Below are 16883 nucleotides of genomic sequence, written 5' to 3'. Positions count from 1 at the left end.
GAAATTCGTGTGAAAAGATTCTTTTATCATTCTGATTCTTGAATACTTTTCTTTTTAAAATATCTATAAATTGCCAACTGCGACTGCACTTCAGGCTTAGAATTTCTTACATATTCATTCTTTTGATCGGCATCTACAATGCGGGCTTTTACGTTGTCTGCCAGTTCAATATTTAGTAAATCGCGAATGGTTTTTTTGTGGTCTTTATCCAAAATTGGTGTTACCACCTCAATTCTGTGCGTTAGGTTTCGCGTCATCCAATCTGCCGAGCCCACAAATATTTTTTCGTCTCCATCATTTCCGAATAAATATACCCGTCCGTGTTCAAGAAAACGATCTACAATGCTGGTAATATAAATGTTTTCGCTTTGGCCTTTAATTCCGGGTACCAGAGAACAAATACCCCTAATAAGCAATCTAACTTCTACGCCCGCATTGCTGGCTTTGTAAAGTTCTTTTATCATTCCTTTATCTTGCAGGCTGTTCATTTTTAAAACAATAAGTCCTTTTTTACCTGCATTTGCCAAGGCTATTTCTTTTTCTACCAGTGCAGTAAACCGTTCGCGCGTAGTAAATGGAGAGATGAGTAAATGTTTTGCTTTTGGTACTATTACATCGCGCTCCAAAACCATAAACACACGTTTTAAATCGTTGGTTATTTTTTTGTGACTAGTCATTAATCCAAAATCGGTGTAAAGTTTTGCCGTGTTTTCATTAAAATTTCCAGTGGCAATATATGCGTAGCGCTTTGTTTTTCCATCCAATTCCCGTTCAAAATATAAAATTTTTGAATGTACTTTAATATCAGGATAACTGTAAATAACCTTTGCCCCATTTTCCCTAAAAATTGCACCCCACTTTAAATTGTTATGTTCGTCAAAACGAGCTTTTACTTCAATAAAAATGGTAACATCCTTTCCGTTTTTGGCGGCTAAAGCAATGGCATCGTTTAAATCGGAATCGTCTGCTGCGCGGTAAATGGTCATCTTTATCGTTTTCACCAGCGGATCGATAGCAGCCTCCTGCATCAATTTTATTACTGGCTTAAAACTCTGATATGGATAATGCAGCAGTTGGTCTTTTTTATCAATTAAGTTAAAAATAGAATCGCAATTTGCTAAATCCGGATGCGGCAAGGGCGGCAATTTTTGGTTGCTAAAGTCTTTTTTCGTCGGATTTGGAAATTGCATAAAATCCTTAAAGTTATGATAGCGCCCGCCTAAAATTACGTCGGTGTGGTTTACATCAAGTGCTTTCTTTAAAATTTCCCGGAACTCCTGTGGCATCTCCGGGTCTATTAAAGCTCTTGTAGCTTGGCCGGTATCTCTTTTTGGAAGTGCGGCCTTTATTTTTTCCATCAAATTTCCTGAAAATTCATCTTCAATATACAATTCAGCATCGCGCGAAATTTTGATAGAATAAAAATCTAAGGCTTGCTCTTTTGTAAATTCCCTTTTTAAATTGAATTTTAAAATATCGTCTATAAAAGTGATATAAAACGCCGTTTTATCTTTGGACGGAAATACAAAAAATCGCGGTTCGGTATCGGGAATTTCTACCATTAAAAATTCGTCTTTGGTAGTCTGGGCAGCTAAATAGAGCCTTTCATTCTTTACAAAAACCGATTGCGTTTGGGTACAAGGGTTACAGCTTATTTCGGTAATTTCCTTTAGCTGCTCTTCAAAATAGGCCGTAGCTATTTCTTTTTGTTCTTCTGAAAAGTTTTCATGGCGAATTAAATGAATTCCTTCCGAAGCCAATTGTGGAATAATTTCATTATTAAAAATGTGTCCGTATTGGTTTTGCTGAATATCTACCTGCGCTTTTATTTCCTTTAAAACCTTATTGGGTTTGGTTATAAGCTTTTTTCGGAGTGGTTTTTCTAAGTCTTTGATCTGCCGAATATCTGAAACGCGAACCCGAAAAAATTCGTCTAAATTAGACGAAAAAATCGCTAAGAATTTAATGCGTTCATAAAGCGGGTTTCGTTCGTCTTCCGCTTCCTGTAAAACTCGATGATTAAAGCGCAACCAAGAAAGATCGCGGTGATAAAATTTAGTGTTGTAGAGTGATGCCATAGTCTGTACGGCAAATTACTGGAATTAGTAATAGAATACTGTAAGGGAAACGTTAAAAGACATTTGCAAATGGGCATAAAAAAACCCCGCCATAATTGACGAGGAATTTTTTAAAAACAAACAAGCTGAAAATTATAATTTAGAGAACTTTAAAGTTATATCTGTTGTCGATTCCATTTGAACGCCACCTTGTGAAAGTGTTTCTACTGATATGCCATTCAACACTAAGTTGCTGTCTGTTAATTCTACAATAGTCATAACGTCTGTATCGCCATTACTGGTTAATGAAAACTGATCGCCGTCTATACTCCAAGTGCTGGTCTCAAGAAAGTTGATATCTTCAAGATTTACAGTATTGGTTTGCCCGTCTATGGTAGTAACCAATTCTACTTTATAACTTCCCTCAGATGTTATATTATTTGGGTTGGCAGTAATGGTTATTGTGTAATCAAGATCGTAGCCTGTTCCTACAAATTCCATAGTCGTCGTTTCTCCATTCGCAACGCTAGTTTGTACGCCTGTATAATTTACTTCAGTGCCTTTCCAAACGCCAACGATGTTATCGTTATTAGCGGCAGATGAACTGTCGTCATCGCTTGAACAAGAAATAGTTAATGAAATAAATGCTGTAAATAAGAATAATTTAAAAATCTTCATTTGTGATGTTTTACGTGTTAATAAAAAGTTAAAGCGCGCAAGGTATAACTTTTATCAAACGTAGCAATGAAGTGTTTATATTTTTAAAATAGTCCGTGAAGTTCTGCATCAATTTTATTGATAACTTCTCCCAAATGCTCGGGATCGTCAACAAAATTAATATTGTCAACATCAAAAATTATCAGATTTCCTTTGTCGTACCCATGGATCCAAGCTTCGTAGCGCTCGTTCAATCGGCTGAGGTAATCAATGCTGATAGAATTTTCATAATCGCGCCCGCGTTTGTGTATTTGGTTTACCAAATTAGGAATACTGCTGCGCAAGTAAATGAGCAAATCGGGACCTTCGGTTACGCTTTCCATCAGTTCAAAAAGCGAACGGTAATTTTCAAAATCACGATTCGTCATTAGCCCCATGGCATGTAAATTGGGTGCGAAAATATAGGCGTCTTCATAGATTGTTCTATCTTGGATTACCGACTTGCCTTTTTCACGAATATCGAGAATCTGACGGAAACGACTGTTCAAAAAATAAATTTGCAGGTTGAACGACCAACGCTCCATTTGGTTGTAAAAATCGTCCAAATACGGGTTGTCTTCCACGTCCTCATAATGGGCTTGCCATTTGTAATGTTTAGACAATAAACGAGTAAGGGTAGTTTTTCCAGAACCTATGTTTCCTGCAATTGCAACGTGCATAACTGTTATTTCTTTGGGATGGTTAGTTTAAAAGTGTGCAAATTTTCGCCGTCATAAATATACAGGAAATCATTGCTAAGCTGCAAGTCTTTAATGCTAATTTCGGGCAATTTCAACCTAACAGTGTTATGGGTAATTTCGTTGTTGCGCTTTGCAAAATCGGGGAGATAGTGCAGTTGGTTTTCTTTTAGGGCTATTACATTTTCATTCTGTTGAACTATACGTTCATAACCTTCTGAAGGTGCTTCATTTAAAATGCTTCCATAAATATTGAAGGCGCGTAATTTCTTTTCGGTTAATGTGAAACAATAATTAAAATTGCTGGCTTGCGATAGTAATTTCCCCGGAAACGGTTGCGATACCACCGTCTGCAATTTTGATCCGTAATTGTAAAGTTCAAGCTGTTGGGTATCAACATTAAATAGCCAAAGACTGTTATTGCCTGCATTTGTAGCGGTACTTACATTTAAAAATTGCGGAAGGTTGTTAAAATTAATTCGTTGTATTTCACTCAGTTTATTGTCTAATAAAACTACTGTATTGGTATCCTGAAAAAACACAACAACCTTTAACGGATTTATAATATCTACCGAAGTAATTCGCCCCAATTGTAAATCGTTAAATAGAAAATTTCCGTCCGGCCCTTGTTTATTAATTACACGATCTTTAATAAAATAGGTGTTCTTGTAATTGTCAATGCCAATAAACCTATCAGCCACAAGTGGCGCCTTGCTTTCGGGAGCGATGCTTTGCGCTACACCAATTTGAGCGATAATTAAAAATAGAAGAAGTAACGATTTCATACGTGTGGCAAGTTACAAAATGTGAGCCAACTCTTAAACGCAAACTTTGAACAGAGATTATTCACGCCAAATAATACGGCAACTGCCCTATTTAAAATTAAAAATAGTAGCTGTTATTTTATAATGTAAAAACTAAGTTCAACATTATGAAAAATCTAAGCTGCATTATTGCATTCCTTTTCACGAGTTTATTATTCGCGCAAAATCAATACAGTACCGGGATGGTATGGGACGAAGAATCCTATCGGAGTATTCCGTACAAAGTACAATTTACCGCAAGTACTTACGACGATTTGCCTAGCGCGTATTCCTTGGAAAAGTATGTGCCCATTCCCGGCGATCAGGGCCAATTTGGTACTTGTGTTGCCTATGCGGCGGCCTATGGCTTGCGTACTACAATGCTCGCAAAAGATTACAACATAACCGACAAACAAAAAATAACCCAGGCAGCTCTTTCCCCTTCTTTTGTGTATTACGCAATTAAAAGAGAAGAAGATGTAAATTGCCAAATGGGAACCAATCCAAAATTGGGAATGGAGGCTTTAAAAGTACTCGGGGTTCCTACCTTAAAAACAGTGCCTTACCAATGCAATCCCCGCATAAGCCAAGCGGCTCAAATGGAAGCTATAGACTATCGGATTAGAGACTATCAAACCTTGTTTTTTTATGATGAACAAGCACCGATGGTAAGGGTAAACGCCACTAAAAAAGCATTGTCTGAAGGCTATCCCGTATTAATAGGTATGAAATTACCTGAAAGTTTTTTTACATCTAAAAAAGTGTGGCGTACCGTACCTAGCGATGAAGGAACACAGGCTAAAAAACACGGCCAACACGCCATGGTAGCTGTTGGCTACGACGATAATTACGAAGGGGGCTGTTTTAGAGTACTAAACAGTTGGAGCACCCAATGGGGCGATGGCGGATTTATCTGGATTCCGTACGATGTGTACGATAAATGGTGCTTGGGCGCCTTGCAACCATATAGTTATTTTAAGAAAAAAGAAGATGACGTTAAACCAAAACCAGACCCTAAGCCAGAGCCTAAACCTGAACCCAAACCAGACCCAAACCCTATAGCTGCAAAACTACCTGAGGGCAGCCTTCGTTTTGAACAAAACAACGGACAGCCAATGCCGGTTACCCGTATTTCAACAAGAAACCTTGTAGTAGAAGACGATGTTGAAGGAGAAGATTTGGTTGCGTATAGAATGACGCAAGGGTATCCCAGCAACACGCGTTTCCGGTTTTATCTAAAAAATGTAAATGAAGGTTACATCTATGCTTTTGCAACAGATCTTTCACAAAAAATCAATAAAATTTTACCATTTAGCGACGGCATGTCGCCGCTCATTGGTGCTAATTCAGAATTTGCTTTTCCCAGTGAAAAGAAGGTGATAAAAATGGACAGCAATCCTGGAACCGATTATTTGCTAATACTTTTCAGCCAAGAAGAATTGAACCAAGCAGAATTACTTCAGAAAATGCAACAGACTAACGGCGGCCTTACTTCAAAAATAAAAGCAGCATTAGGCGATAAATTGATAGATAAACATATGGTTCAATACGCTTCTGGCGAACTAGGTTTTAAGGTTAAAGATGGTGCAAAAGGTTACGTAGTGCCGCTAATGGTAGAAATAACACATTTATAATATGAAAAAGCTATTTACAATATTTATCCTTCTTCTCATTGTGCTAAATCTGCAAGCACAGGATTCGCGCATCGCTATACAATCTGCTCACAGCGGTTATGTAACCAAAATGCTTTTTGACAATCCTCGAAACCTTGTTATTAGTTATGGAAGTTTTGACGATAAAACCTTAAAGTTTTGGGACAAAACAACGGGTATCTTACTAAAAACCATTGATATTCCTGAGCACGCGAGAGATTTAACTTTGGATGATATTTCAGGAAAAACATACGTGGCTACAAAAAATGAATTTATTGTTTACGACAATACAACTTTAAATGAAGTAAAACGATTTCCTTCAAAGGAAGAAATTCAAAACGTAGCATTTCGGAAGGCAGATAATTTGGTGTATTACCTAACAGGAGATTTTGATGATATTGCATTGAATACATTCAATCCAGTTACAGGCGCAATGCAAAAAACAGATGGCGCAACGTTTCCTAATCCACAAGCGGGTGGAATGGAATTTTTGGGTAACGACGAATATATCTGGTTTAAAAGCGGTACCCGAAATCATCAATTTTACGAAATAAATAGTAAGAGCTATGGCGAATTATACGTGCCGCCAAGTGCATTTTTTAAAAATCTGGATCAGATTTATACGGTTGTGGTTGATGAAACACATCTAAAAGTAATTCGATTTAGTGCCACTACTTCGCAACCGCTTTGGGAAAAAATAGTAGTGGTTGAAAAAAATACAAACCGTGCCCTTAAAAATTTTACGGGCAATATTGCAATTTCCGAAGAAAGCAATAGTCTTTGGGTTTCCTATTTAAAAACGCCTATCATTGAACTTAATGCGGCTACTGGAGAAGTAAAAGGTGTAATTTACAATAACCTGAACAAAGGAAAACTTATAGCGGATAAGGATTTTGTGTATGTTTATGAAAACGACGAATGGTTTGGTCAAGGAAATTATAAAAAATACAAACGCTATTCCAACAATCCGGTGGCGCATTTTGGGTCTGAAGTGCTAAATTCGCAGAACATTATTTTTTCAGAAACAGATAATGCCGTTAGTTTGTTTACTTCAGACATTAACGGAAAAATTCACTCTTTGTTAAGTAATAACGCCACCACTCAACTAACCAAATACGATCCTAATTACACTTCTAAATACTCGCTGTATGGCGACATATCGGTTAATAAAGAAGGCAATCTTGCATACTACATTACCCGAAATGATACCGAAGGAATTAAGCAATTTGTACCTGGAATAAAAGATAGTTTTACAACACTTACTACAGATTTTGATAAGAGTTCAAATACAGCACATTTCAACCCAAACAGTAAATTATTAGGATATGTAAAACAAAATACCTTGTATATTCTTGATGTTGAAAGTAAGCAGCAGCTAGCAGAAATTCCTTTCACAAATGTTCGAAAAGCCGAACAGGCGTATTTAGATATATCGCCCAACGGAAAGGGTGTAGCCGTTGGTTTAAGCGACGAAATTGTTTTTGATCATGAATATATAGATAGGCTGGATTACTTTAATCTGGAAACAAAAAAGCTTGCGTGGAGCAAACCCAATAGCTATCGGACTATGTATCATATAAAGGATGGCGAACAATTATTAGCAATAAACCTCAATACAAAAACCGCCGATATTTTTAATACTGCTACTGGTCAATTAGTAAAAAGTTTTCCAATTCCGCAGGCGGATTATAACGCAGAGTTTGCCATCAATCCCAGTAAAACCAAATTAATTTTTTTTAATAAGGAAATGGGCACCAAAATTTACAATATAACTACAGGTAAATTAGAAAACGAAAGTAAAAATTTTAAAGATCTTTATTATGCGGGTGTGGCGTTTGTAAACGATAATGTTTACGCCCAAGCATCTGATGGTTCTATTAAATTTTTCAACGTAAATAGCGCCAATGAAATATTAAGATTGATACTTTTTTTAGACGGAGAGTGGATTGCGCATACCCCCGAAGGATTGTTTGAAGGTTCACAAAACGCTTGGAATAGAGTTGCGTTTGTACGAGGTCGCGAAACTATTCCTCTAGACCAAGTGTTTGATAAATTTTATACACCAAGGCTTTTGTTTAGCACGCTGCAAGGTGAAAAAATTAACAAACCCACTATAGATATTGATAAAATTAAGAATCCGCCACTGGTTACGATAATGTATTCTGAAGGTGCACGGAACCTAACAGTTGAAGATGCAGTAGCAGTGGTAAAAACTGAAAATCCTTCGGCTAAAATTACGGTTGAAGGTTTTGCAAAAGGCGATAAAATTTCGGAGGTAAGATTGTATCACAACAATAAATTGGTTTCAAACAATACTCGAAATCTCACAGTTGAAGACGATGCTCCCGCAGCGACAAAAAAAGTTTTTAACCTTACTTTATTGGAAGGTGAAAACAGCTTTCGTGCCGTTGCTTTAAACAGTCAGAATACCGAAAGTGCCCCGCAGGAAATTTCGGTAGAATATATTCCAAAAAAGGAGGAAATTATAAAACCCGCCGGAATCCAACTGCATTTAATGGTTGTGGGAATTGACAATTACAAAAACCCAAAGTACAACCTAAATTATGCTGTTGCGGATGCCAATGGTTTTAAAAGTGCTGTGGACGCAGGAATGAAAACCATTACTAGCAACGTAAATAATTATTACATTAAAGACAGCGAAGCCAATAAAGATAAGATTTTGCAGACGTTTAAAGAAATTTCTTCAAAAGCAAATCCGCAAGACGTTTTCATTTTCTATTACGCCGGCCACGGAATGATGACAAGCGATGAAAATAAAACCTTTTATTTAGTCCCACACGACGTGACACAGATTTATGGAGCCGATGAATCTATTGCCCAAAAAGGAATTTCAGCAGAACTTTTAAAAGAACTTTCAGCGGCAATCCCTGCACAAAAACAACTTTATATTTTGGATGCTTGCCAAAGTGGCGGCGCATTAACTACAATTTCTTCAAGAGGGGCGGCAGAAGAAAAAGCAATTGCACAACTTGCGCGAAGTACCGGTACTCACTGGCTAACGGCAAGTGGCAGCGAACAATTTGCCACCGAATTTGATGAACTTGGCCACGGAGTTTTTACCTATGTTTTACTACAAGCCCTAAGTGGAAAAGCAGATAGTGGCGATGGCAGAATAACTGTAAACGAATTGAAAGCATACTTAGAAAGTCAAGTGCCGGAAGTTTCGGGAAAGTATAGAGGTAGTGCACAATATCCTGCCAGTTTTGGTTTTGGGCAAGATTTTCCTGTTGGGGTTAAAAATTGATTTTGAATTAAATAGACGAGATTCCCAAAGGTTTTAAAAAATCTTTGGGATTTTTGCGATTCAAAATATTGTATTTTTGATAAAATTATTCATATCGAAATAATCGTACTATCACAAATCTCACGTCTCAAATCTCACATCTAAAAAATGAGAAATATTTTCCTCGGAATTATAATTGCCTTCGTTATCGTTTTCGGCCTTCGTTATTGTGAAAACAAAAAAGAAAACCGCGAAATTCTTGAAGCCAATACAGCGCTCATTCAAAAGGAATTAAAAAATGTGGGAAAACTGATTGTTACCGAAGGCAGCTACGCACAAGTTTTTAGTTATCGAGACAGCAAGGATTTGTTTTACGGACTTACCTATGCCAATAAACGGGCTTTGGTTGTGGTTAATGCAAAAGCTACGATTGCGTATGATTTAAGTAAAGTTAAAACGGAAATAGATGAAACCACAAAAACCGTAACCATTACAAACATTCCCGAGCCCGAGCTTTCCATAAACCCAAATATTCAATATTACGATGTTACGCAGGATTATTTAAACCAGTTCACCGCATCAGATTATAATAAAATTAAAAGTCGGATTGAAAATTCGCTTCGCAAAAAAATTGAAGCTTCAGAATTGCGAACGAATGCTGAAAACAGATTGATTTCCGAACTTCAGAAAATTTATATATTAACCAACTCGATGGGCTGGACGTTAAAATACAATTCCACAGTAGTGGAAACCGAAGCCGAACTTCAAAAGCTGAAACTATAGCATATATTCTTTTGCATGCCCGTTATCTACCAACCACTTATTTAAATCTATATCGCCAATAATAATATTGGCAAGGTAGCGGCCGTATTTTTCCTGCTTATCTTTATACGAATTAATTATAACTTCTTTATCCAGAATCATTGAACGAACAATGTCGCGCACAACTAAACCACGCTCTCTTTCTTCACCGCGCAATTCGGGAGTGTCTATTCCGTAAAGCCTAAATTTCATTTGCTGAAAGTGGTAAAATCCTAAATCCACCATAGCAGTTACGGTGTCGCCGTCGTAAACTTTAATGATTTTTGCTCTGTATTGATACATAATTTCAATTTTTTGATTAGTATTTATAAAGCTACAAAAAACTGAAATTCAACCATTTAAAAATAATTGTTTTTTATGAAAATAATTCCCCTCCCTTCGGGAGGGGTTAGGGGTGGGCCTATAGTTTCTTGCTCAAACTAAACCATCCGCCGCCGTTCATCGCCTCTATCCCGTTGCTCTTTAAAATGCCAGCGGCACTAGCACTGCGCATACCACTAGCGCAGCAACAAATTACGGGTTTGTTCCACTTTTTAATTTCTTTCATTTTTGAAGAAATGCTTGGTAATGGAATGTTTTTGGAACCCGGAATTGCACCGCTATCGTATTCTCCTTTACTGCGTACGTCAACAATAATGGCGCCTCTACTTTTAAATTCTTGTATTTTTCGTTTTTTGTTTCCGAATAAAAAATCAAATAGTCCCATAATATTTTTACTGCTCAGGCAGAATTTTTTAATTAATTTATTGTCGATGCGGATTTATTCCGCAACTGCTTTAATCTTTACACTTTTTATATCAATAAGTTCTAACCCACCTTCAATTAAATGCGCAACTTTTGGTCTTTCTATTTTCAAATTCAAAAGATAATTCAGTACTTCTTTTGAAAAATCTGAGTTGTTAGCCGCTACCAATTCATAAATTTCGAGTGGCAACAGCCAATCCGTTGTATGAAAATCTTCTAAAACTTTAAAGACTTGCTGAAGTTTTGTCGAATCAATTTCTTCAGCATTACGTATTCCCCGAACCTCTTTATAGAGAGAGTTTAATTCTTTTTCTCTTTCAGAAAGTTGTGGTCGGATGGTCTCGCTTTTGGCAGTGTGCGTTACCAAATTAAACGAATTATAATCTGCCGCCCCAGCAAATGCCGAAACTATTTCCTTGCCCACGGCCATATCAAAATCGCCCATATCTGGAGAAAACAATACTTCATCTTTATAGGTAACCGTGCAATCCGTAAATTGAATCAACATCAATTCGCCTCGTAGATTTCGCATTCCGGTAACATTCAAGCCTTTTACGGTTATTCCACTTTCAAATTCAAATTCAATGGGTTTTCCGTCGTAAAAATTATACGCTTGCAAATCGCGCGGGCCCATATTTTCAATGGCGAGATTTATTCCTTTCAATTTCCCCAAAGGCGAACGGAAGCCGTTGGTATGACGGCTTATGCCGTGGCCAATCACTTCTTTTTCACGGTAAGAGAGTGCTGTTTCGCCTTCGGTTTCAAAATAAACAACCTCGTTATCCTCGTTTTTTATCATTCGTGAAAAATGACCGCTAATTTGAAGTCCGGTACTAATTTCAATAGTCCCGAGCTGTTTCGATTTTATCAACTTTTTCAACCCACGCCAACCGCCTTTCCGAACGGCCATGGTGTTTGCGAATTCTTCCAAAACCTCCTGCAAATACGCAAAATCTGGCGTTACATACAATTGCGGCTGCGGTTTTGTGATGTCGAAATCTTGGTAGGCAGCGTCAATGGAATACGGAATTTTCTTCACCTCATCCTGCATGCACCAAACGCTTTCGCCAATGGAAGAAAGCAATCCGGCGCCATAAATCTTCGGATTTTCAACCGTGCCCACCAAACCGTATTCCACGGTCCACCAATGTAGATTTCGAATCAGAGAAATTTCTGATGGTTTCACTTTTTTATTTTGAAGTACTTCAACTCGTGCTTCCGCGGCTTCAATTTTTTGCCAATGTTTTTTTTGTGAATCCGTTATGGCTCCCCCTCCCTTAGGGAGGTGGCTGGGGGGTGGGACAGGGCTTTCCTTTAAAATGGAAAGCTCGCGAACGGCTTCATACATATCAATATCGTGTGCGCTAGAAATTGCTTTTGCGCCAATTTCCCCAAAGCGGCGAAGATATTCGGCATAGTCCGGACTTGCAATAATAGGAGCGTGTCCCGCCCCTTCGTGAATAATATCGGGCGCTGGGGTGTATTCTATGTTTTCAAGTTGGCGGATATCGCTGGCAATCACAAGCACTTTATAAGCCTGAAATTCCATAAAAGCATTCGGCGGTATAAACCCGTCAACCGCAACTGCGGCCCAGCCAATTTCTTTTAAAATACGGTTCATCCCGTACATAGAGGGAATTTCATCTATGGAAATACCGGTTTTTTTTAAACCTTCAACATAACTTTCGTGCGCAACTTTGGTAAGATAATCTACGTTTTTTCGCATTACATAACGCCATACAGCTTGATTAATGGGCGTGTATTGCTCATAGTTTTGTGGTTTTATATATTGTTTTAAATGCGGTGGTAAACGGTCCAACAATTCGTTGGTTTCAATTTTGTATTCCATTGTTCAAAAATAGGTTAGACTCGGCAGGTTTCCAAAACGATAAAGAGCTAATTTTTGTATCTTGCCGATAAAAGCAAAAAACGTAGTTTTGTTTACCATTTTAAACTCATTTTGTGGCAAAATTTCATAGAATAAAAGTAAAGGACATTTATAAAGAAACTGACGATTGTTCGGTTATAACCTTTGATGTGCCGGATAAATTGGTTGAAGAATTCCACTTCCGCCAAGGGCAGCATTTAACCTTAAAAGCAGATATTAATGGCGAAGATACCCGCCGTTCGTACAGTTTGTGTTCCAGCCCCATTGATAAGGAATGGAAGGTTGCCGTGAAAACAATTCCGGAAGGCAGATTTTCAACGTTTGTAAATTCAACCTTAAAAGCTGGCGATACTTTGGAATTAATGGAGCCCAGCGGAATGTTTGGTGTGGAAATTGAACCGGAAAAAGCTAAAAACTATTTGTTTTTCGCCGCCGGAAGTGGAATTACGCCCGTACTTTCTATGATTAAAACACATTTGGCACTGGAGCCCAACGCAACTTGCAAACTGTTTTATGTGAATAGGACAGCAAAATCCATTATCTTTAAAGAAGCTTTGGAGCAGTTGCGGAACCAGTACTTTGGAAGATTGGAAATTTATTATTTTCTCACCAAAGAGCGTCGCGATATAGATCTTTTCAACGGCAGATTTGATGACGAAAAAATGCAGGTTTTAACCAAAACGTTTATCGACATTCCCGATACCAGCGAAGTGTTTTTGTGCGGACCCGAAGAAATGGTGAGCTACGTAAGCAATTATTTAATTGAAGCAGGTTTGCCGAAAGAATTGATTCATTTTGAATTATTTGTAACTGGTCTAACCGAAGAAGATAAAAAACGTGCCGAACGTTTGGCGCAACAAAATGTAGAAGGGGTTGAAGTAACCATTGTAGATGCCGGAAAGGAATTTCAATTTACAATGACAAAAGATTTTGACAATATACTCGATGCGGCTTTGGCCGCGGGTGCAGATTTACCATTTGCCTGTAAGGGCGGAGTTTGCAGCACCTGTAAATGCCAGATTTTGGAAGGCGAAGTAGAGATGAAAATAAATTACGCATTGGAAGAAAAGGAGGTAGCGCAAAATTATGTTTTAAGTTGCCAGGCCGTTCCTACTTCCGAAAAAGTAAAAGTAGATTTTGATGTATAACTAGCTTACTCCATACAGCATTAAGCTTAAAGCATAAAGTTATGAGTGAAAAAGAAATAATGAATTTAGAAGAAATTTTCGAAGCCCGCATTGCACGCGATGAAAAGATAGAGCCAAAAGATTGGATGCCGGAGAAATACCGCCAAACACATATTCGGCAAATAAGCCAGCACGCACATTCAGAAATAGTTGGGATGCTGCCCGAAGGAAATTGGATAACCCGCGCCCCAACTCTTAGACGAAAAGCTGCTTTGCTTGCAAAAGTTCAAGATGAAGCTGGCCACGGATTGTATCTGTATTCCGCTTGCGAAACCTTGGGGATTTCACGCGAGGAAATGTACGAGCAATTGCACTCCGGAAAGGCTAAATATTCTTCCATTTTCAACTATCCCACAATTACTTGGGCAGATATGGGTGCCATTGGTTGGTTGGTTGACGGTGCTGCAATTATAAATCAGGTGCCGCTTTGCAACACTTCATTTGGACCGTACGCTAGAGCAATGGTTCGCGTTTGTAAAGAAGAAAGTTTCCACCAGCGCCAAGGATATGAAATTATGCTCACCCTTTGCCGCGGCACTGAAGAGCAAAAAGCAATGGCGCAAGATGCGCTCAACCGTTGGTGGTGGCCAAGTTTAATGATGTTAGGCCCGACAGATGCAGAATCAGTACATACAGAGCAATCCATGAAATGGAAGCTGAAACGCAAAAGTAATGACGAATTGCGCCAACAGTTTATAGACCAAACGGTACCGCAAGCCGATATTCTCGGAATTACCATTCCCGATCCCGATTTAAAATGGAACAAAGAAACTGGCCATTACGACTTTGGTGAAATTGATTGGGATGAATTCTGGCAAGTTGTAAAAGGCCACGGACCCTGCAATAAAGAAAGAATGAGCGCCAGAGTGAATGCTTGGAACAATGGCGAATGGGTGCGCGACGCCGCAATGGCACACGCCGAAAAAAAAGAAAAAAGAAAAATAGCAAAAGCAAGTTGAAATAGATGTGAGACGTGAGATATTAGACGTGAGAAAAGTGTCTAAATCTCACATCTCACATCTCAAATCTAATATCTCATGTCTGAAAAGAAAAACTGGCCCCTTTGGGAAATATTTGTCCGCAGTAAAAACGGACTGGAGCACCGTCACTTCGGAAGCCTTCACGCTGCCGACGCCGAAATGGCTCTGGAAAACGCCCGCGATGTTTACACACGTAGAAATGAAGGTGTAAGTATTTGGGTGGTGGAAAGCAAAAACATTACCGCTTCCAATCCAGATCACAATGGCGAAATGTTTGAGCCCGCACAGGATAAAATTTACCGCCATCCCACCTTTTATGATTTGCCGGATGAGGTGAAGCATATGTAGAGGGAAATCGAAATCTAAACTGAAATCGAAAAATGAAAAGTTATAATTTAGACAATCGGTTTGAAGATTTCGCCGCTTCGATTGTTGTAATTTTTAAGATGCCACCAAAATCCTATGCTGCCGATTATCTCGCTAAACAACTTATAAGATCTGCCTGTTCATCTGCTTTAAATTTCGGAGAATTTGAAGGCGCAGGTTCGGATAAAGATAGAGCTAATAAATTAAGGATTACATTAAAAGAATTACGAGAGTCACTGAGAAATATTAATATTCAAATTAAAGCGATTCTCATTAATTCTAATAATATTGCAGCAATAAGAAATGAAAATGACGAACTTATAAGAATTGTTGTTTCACTTCTCAAAAAATATAGCTAATGTTTTCGATTTCGATTTGAGTTTCGATTTCGATTTTTATAAATACTAAATGAAAGATTTATACTATTACATCCTAACAATAGCCGACAATTCCCTAATCCTCGCACAGCGATTGGGCGAACTTTGCGGTCACGGCCCAAGTTTGGAAACCGATATTGCACTTACTAATATTTCGTTGGATTTATTGGGGCAAACGCGAAGTTATTATCAATATGCGGCAAAGCTAACTGGCGACGGAAAAACAGAAGATGATATCGCTTTTCTTCGAATTGAACGCGAATACAAAAATTGTTTGCTCGTTGAACAGCCCAATACACATTTTGGATATGTAATTGGGCGCCAATTCCTGTTTGATGTTTACCATTTTATGTTATTGGAAAAGCTTCAGAATAGCCCAGACGAAACTTTGGCCGCAATTGCTAAAAAAAGTATTAAAGAAGTAAGTTACCACAAACGATTTTCATCAGATTGGGTAAAACGTTTAGGCGACGGAACTGAAGAGAGCAATCAAAAGATGCAGGAAGCAATTGACGATCTGTGGCGATTTACGGATGAACTTTTTTTTATGACAGAAGCAGAAACCGAAATGGCGAAGAAAGGAGTTGGCGTAGATGTTTCCACTTTTAAAGAAAAATATTACGAAGAAGTTTCTGAAGTTTTAAAAGAAGCAACACTGGCAATTCCCGAAAATAAATATTTCACCAAAGGCGGAAAAGAAGGCGTTCACACGGAGCACATGGGCTATATTTTGGCCGATTTGCAATATATGCAGCGCACATATCCAAATATGCAATGGTAAAAGATTTACGATTTTTGATTGCCGATTTCAGAAGTAAAAAAGTTCAAAAATCAAAAATCGTTAATCAGCAATCGTTAATAAATTATGACACTTACAGAAGAACCAAACATACAAGAAAATTTAATTTCAGTTCTGAAAACCGTTTCAGACCCTGAGATTCCTGTGCTTTCGGTTTTGGATTTGGGTGTAATTCGCGAAGCTGTTGAAGTGAATGGAAACGTTCAAATAAAACTTACACCCACCTATTCCGGGTGCCCAGCAATGGATGTTATTGCAGACGATTTAAAAGCTGCTTTTTCTAAAATAGGAAAAAAGACAGAAGTTGAATTGGTGCTTTCCCCAGCGTGGTCCACGGATTGGATTAGTGAAGAAGGGCTTCAGAAAATGGAGGAATACGGTATTGCGCGTCCGCTTTCAGAGTCGCACGATAAAGATGTTTTGTTGGGCGATAAAAAATTGGTAAAATGCCCGCAATGCGGAAGTACAAGCACACATTTAGTGAGTCAATTTGGTTCAACAGCCTGTAAAGCACTGTTTAAATGTGACGATTGCCACGAACCGTTTGATTATTTTAAATGTTTGAAATAA

At 38.2% G+C, this 16883-nt stretch carries 16 protein-coding genes; 9 read left to right on the top strand and 7 right to left on the bottom strand.

What is annotated here, in order from left to right:
• Positions 1-26: 26 nt before the first annotated feature.
• The 4 genes from ppk1 to QCQ61_RS01805 form a co-directional block, all read right to left on the bottom strand.
• Entirely contained in the window at positions 27-2078 is a 2052-nt protein-coding gene (gene ppk1 / locus QCQ61_RS01820; protein WP_279449017.1) for a polyphosphate kinase 1, read from the bottom strand.
• 132 nt (positions 2079-2210) lie between these two features.
• On the bottom strand, positions 2211-2735 hold the full coding sequence (locus tag QCQ61_RS01815) for a lipocalin family protein (protein WP_279449016.1): 525 nt from the start codon (positions 2733-2735) through the stop codon (positions 2211-2213).
• 83 nt (positions 2736-2818) lie between these two features.
• On the bottom strand, positions 2819-3433 hold the full coding sequence (locus QCQ61_RS01810; protein ID WP_279449015.1) for a deoxynucleoside kinase: 615 nt from the start codon (positions 3431-3433) through the stop codon (positions 2819-2821).
• Positions 3434-3438: 5 nt separating this feature from the next.
• Positions 3439-4236, bottom strand: coding sequence for a hypothetical protein (locus tag QCQ61_RS01805; protein WP_279449014.1), 798 nt, complete (start codon positions 4234-4236; stop codon positions 3439-3441).
• A 146-nt stretch (positions 4237-4382) separates the two neighbouring features.
• Between QCQ61_RS01805 and QCQ61_RS01800 the strand changes: the two genes are divergently transcribed.
• The 3 genes from QCQ61_RS01800 to QCQ61_RS01790 all read left to right on the top strand — a co-directional run bounded on the left by QCQ61_RS01800 (position 4383) and on the right by QCQ61_RS01790 (position 9933).
• Positions 4383-5888 carry a C1 family peptidase gene (locus QCQ61_RS01800; protein WP_279449013.1) on the top strand — a complete coding sequence of 502 codons (1506 nt, stop codon included), beginning with the start codon at positions 4383-4385 and terminating at the stop codon, positions 5886-5888.
• A 1-nt stretch (position 5889) separates the two neighbouring features.
• Positions 5890-9171 (top strand): caspase family protein, encoded by a 3282-nt coding sequence (locus QCQ61_RS01795; RefSeq protein ID WP_279449012.1) that lies wholly within the window; start codon positions 5890-5892, stop codon positions 9169-9171.
• Positions 9172-9318: 147 nt separating this feature from the next.
• Positions 9319-9933 (top strand): DUF4230 domain-containing protein, encoded by a 615-nt coding sequence (locus tag QCQ61_RS01790; RefSeq protein WP_279449011.1) that lies wholly within the window; start codon positions 9319-9321, stop codon positions 9931-9933.
• Here QCQ61_RS01790 and QCQ61_RS01785 read toward each other — a convergent pair.
• The 3 genes from QCQ61_RS01785 to QCQ61_RS01775 form a co-directional block, all read right to left on the bottom strand.
• Entirely contained in the window at positions 9928-10254 is a 327-nt protein-coding gene (locus QCQ61_RS01785; protein ID WP_279449010.1) for a thermonuclease family protein, read from the bottom strand. The genes QCQ61_RS01790 and QCQ61_RS01785 overlap by 6 nt on opposite strands.
• A gap of 118 nt (positions 10255-10372) precedes the next feature.
• Entirely contained in the window at positions 10373-10678 is a 306-nt protein-coding gene (locus QCQ61_RS01780; RefSeq protein WP_279449009.1) for a rhodanese-like domain-containing protein, read from the bottom strand.
• A 54-nt stretch (positions 10679-10732) separates the two neighbouring features.
• A complete protein-coding gene (locus tag QCQ61_RS01775; RefSeq protein WP_279449008.1) occupies positions 10733-12565 on the bottom strand; it encodes an aromatic amino acid hydroxylase in 1833 nt (610 codons plus the stop codon).
• 113 nt (positions 12566-12678) lie between these two features.
• Between QCQ61_RS01775 and QCQ61_RS01770 the strand changes: the two genes are divergently transcribed.
• From QCQ61_RS01770 to paaD, 6 genes are all read left to right on the top strand, one after another.
• Positions 12679-13752, top strand: coding sequence for a 2Fe-2S iron-sulfur cluster-binding protein (locus tag QCQ61_RS01770; RefSeq protein WP_279449007.1), 1074 nt, complete (start codon positions 12679-12681; stop codon positions 13750-13752).
• Positions 13753-13793: 41 nt separating this feature from the next.
• Positions 13794-14750 (top strand): 1,2-phenylacetyl-CoA epoxidase subunit PaaA, encoded by a 957-nt coding sequence (gene paaA, locus QCQ61_RS01765; protein WP_279449006.1) that lies wholly within the window; start codon positions 13794-13796, stop codon positions 14748-14750.
• Between the two features lie 78 nt (positions 14751-14828).
• Positions 14829-15119 carry a 1,2-phenylacetyl-CoA epoxidase subunit PaaB gene (paaB, locus tag QCQ61_RS01760; RefSeq protein WP_279449005.1) on the top strand — a complete coding sequence of 97 codons (291 nt, stop codon included), beginning with the start codon at positions 14829-14831 and terminating at the stop codon, positions 15117-15119.
• 32 nt (positions 15120-15151) lie between these two features.
• A complete protein-coding gene (locus tag QCQ61_RS01755; protein WP_279449004.1) occupies positions 15152-15496 on the top strand; it encodes a four helix bundle protein in 345 nt (114 codons plus the stop codon).
• 49 nt (positions 15497-15545) lie between these two features.
• The gene (paaC, locus tag QCQ61_RS01750) at positions 15546-16295 is read left to right on the top strand and encodes a 1,2-phenylacetyl-CoA epoxidase subunit PaaC (RefSeq protein WP_279449003.1); all 750 of its coding nucleotides are present in this window, start codon (positions 15546-15548) and stop codon (positions 16293-16295) included.
• 84 nt (positions 16296-16379) lie between these two features.
• Entirely contained in the window at positions 16380-16883 is a 504-nt protein-coding gene (paaD, locus tag QCQ61_RS01745) for a 1,2-phenylacetyl-CoA epoxidase subunit PaaD (protein ID WP_279449002.1), read from the top strand.

The organism is Aequorivita marisscotiae, assembly GCF_029814825.1.
Lineage (GTDB): Bacteria > Bacteroidota > Bacteroidia > Flavobacteriales > Flavobacteriaceae > Aequorivita > Aequorivita marisscotiae.
Note: the sequence above shows the minus strand (reverse complement) of the source record. Positions and strands in the feature narration are given on the sequence as shown.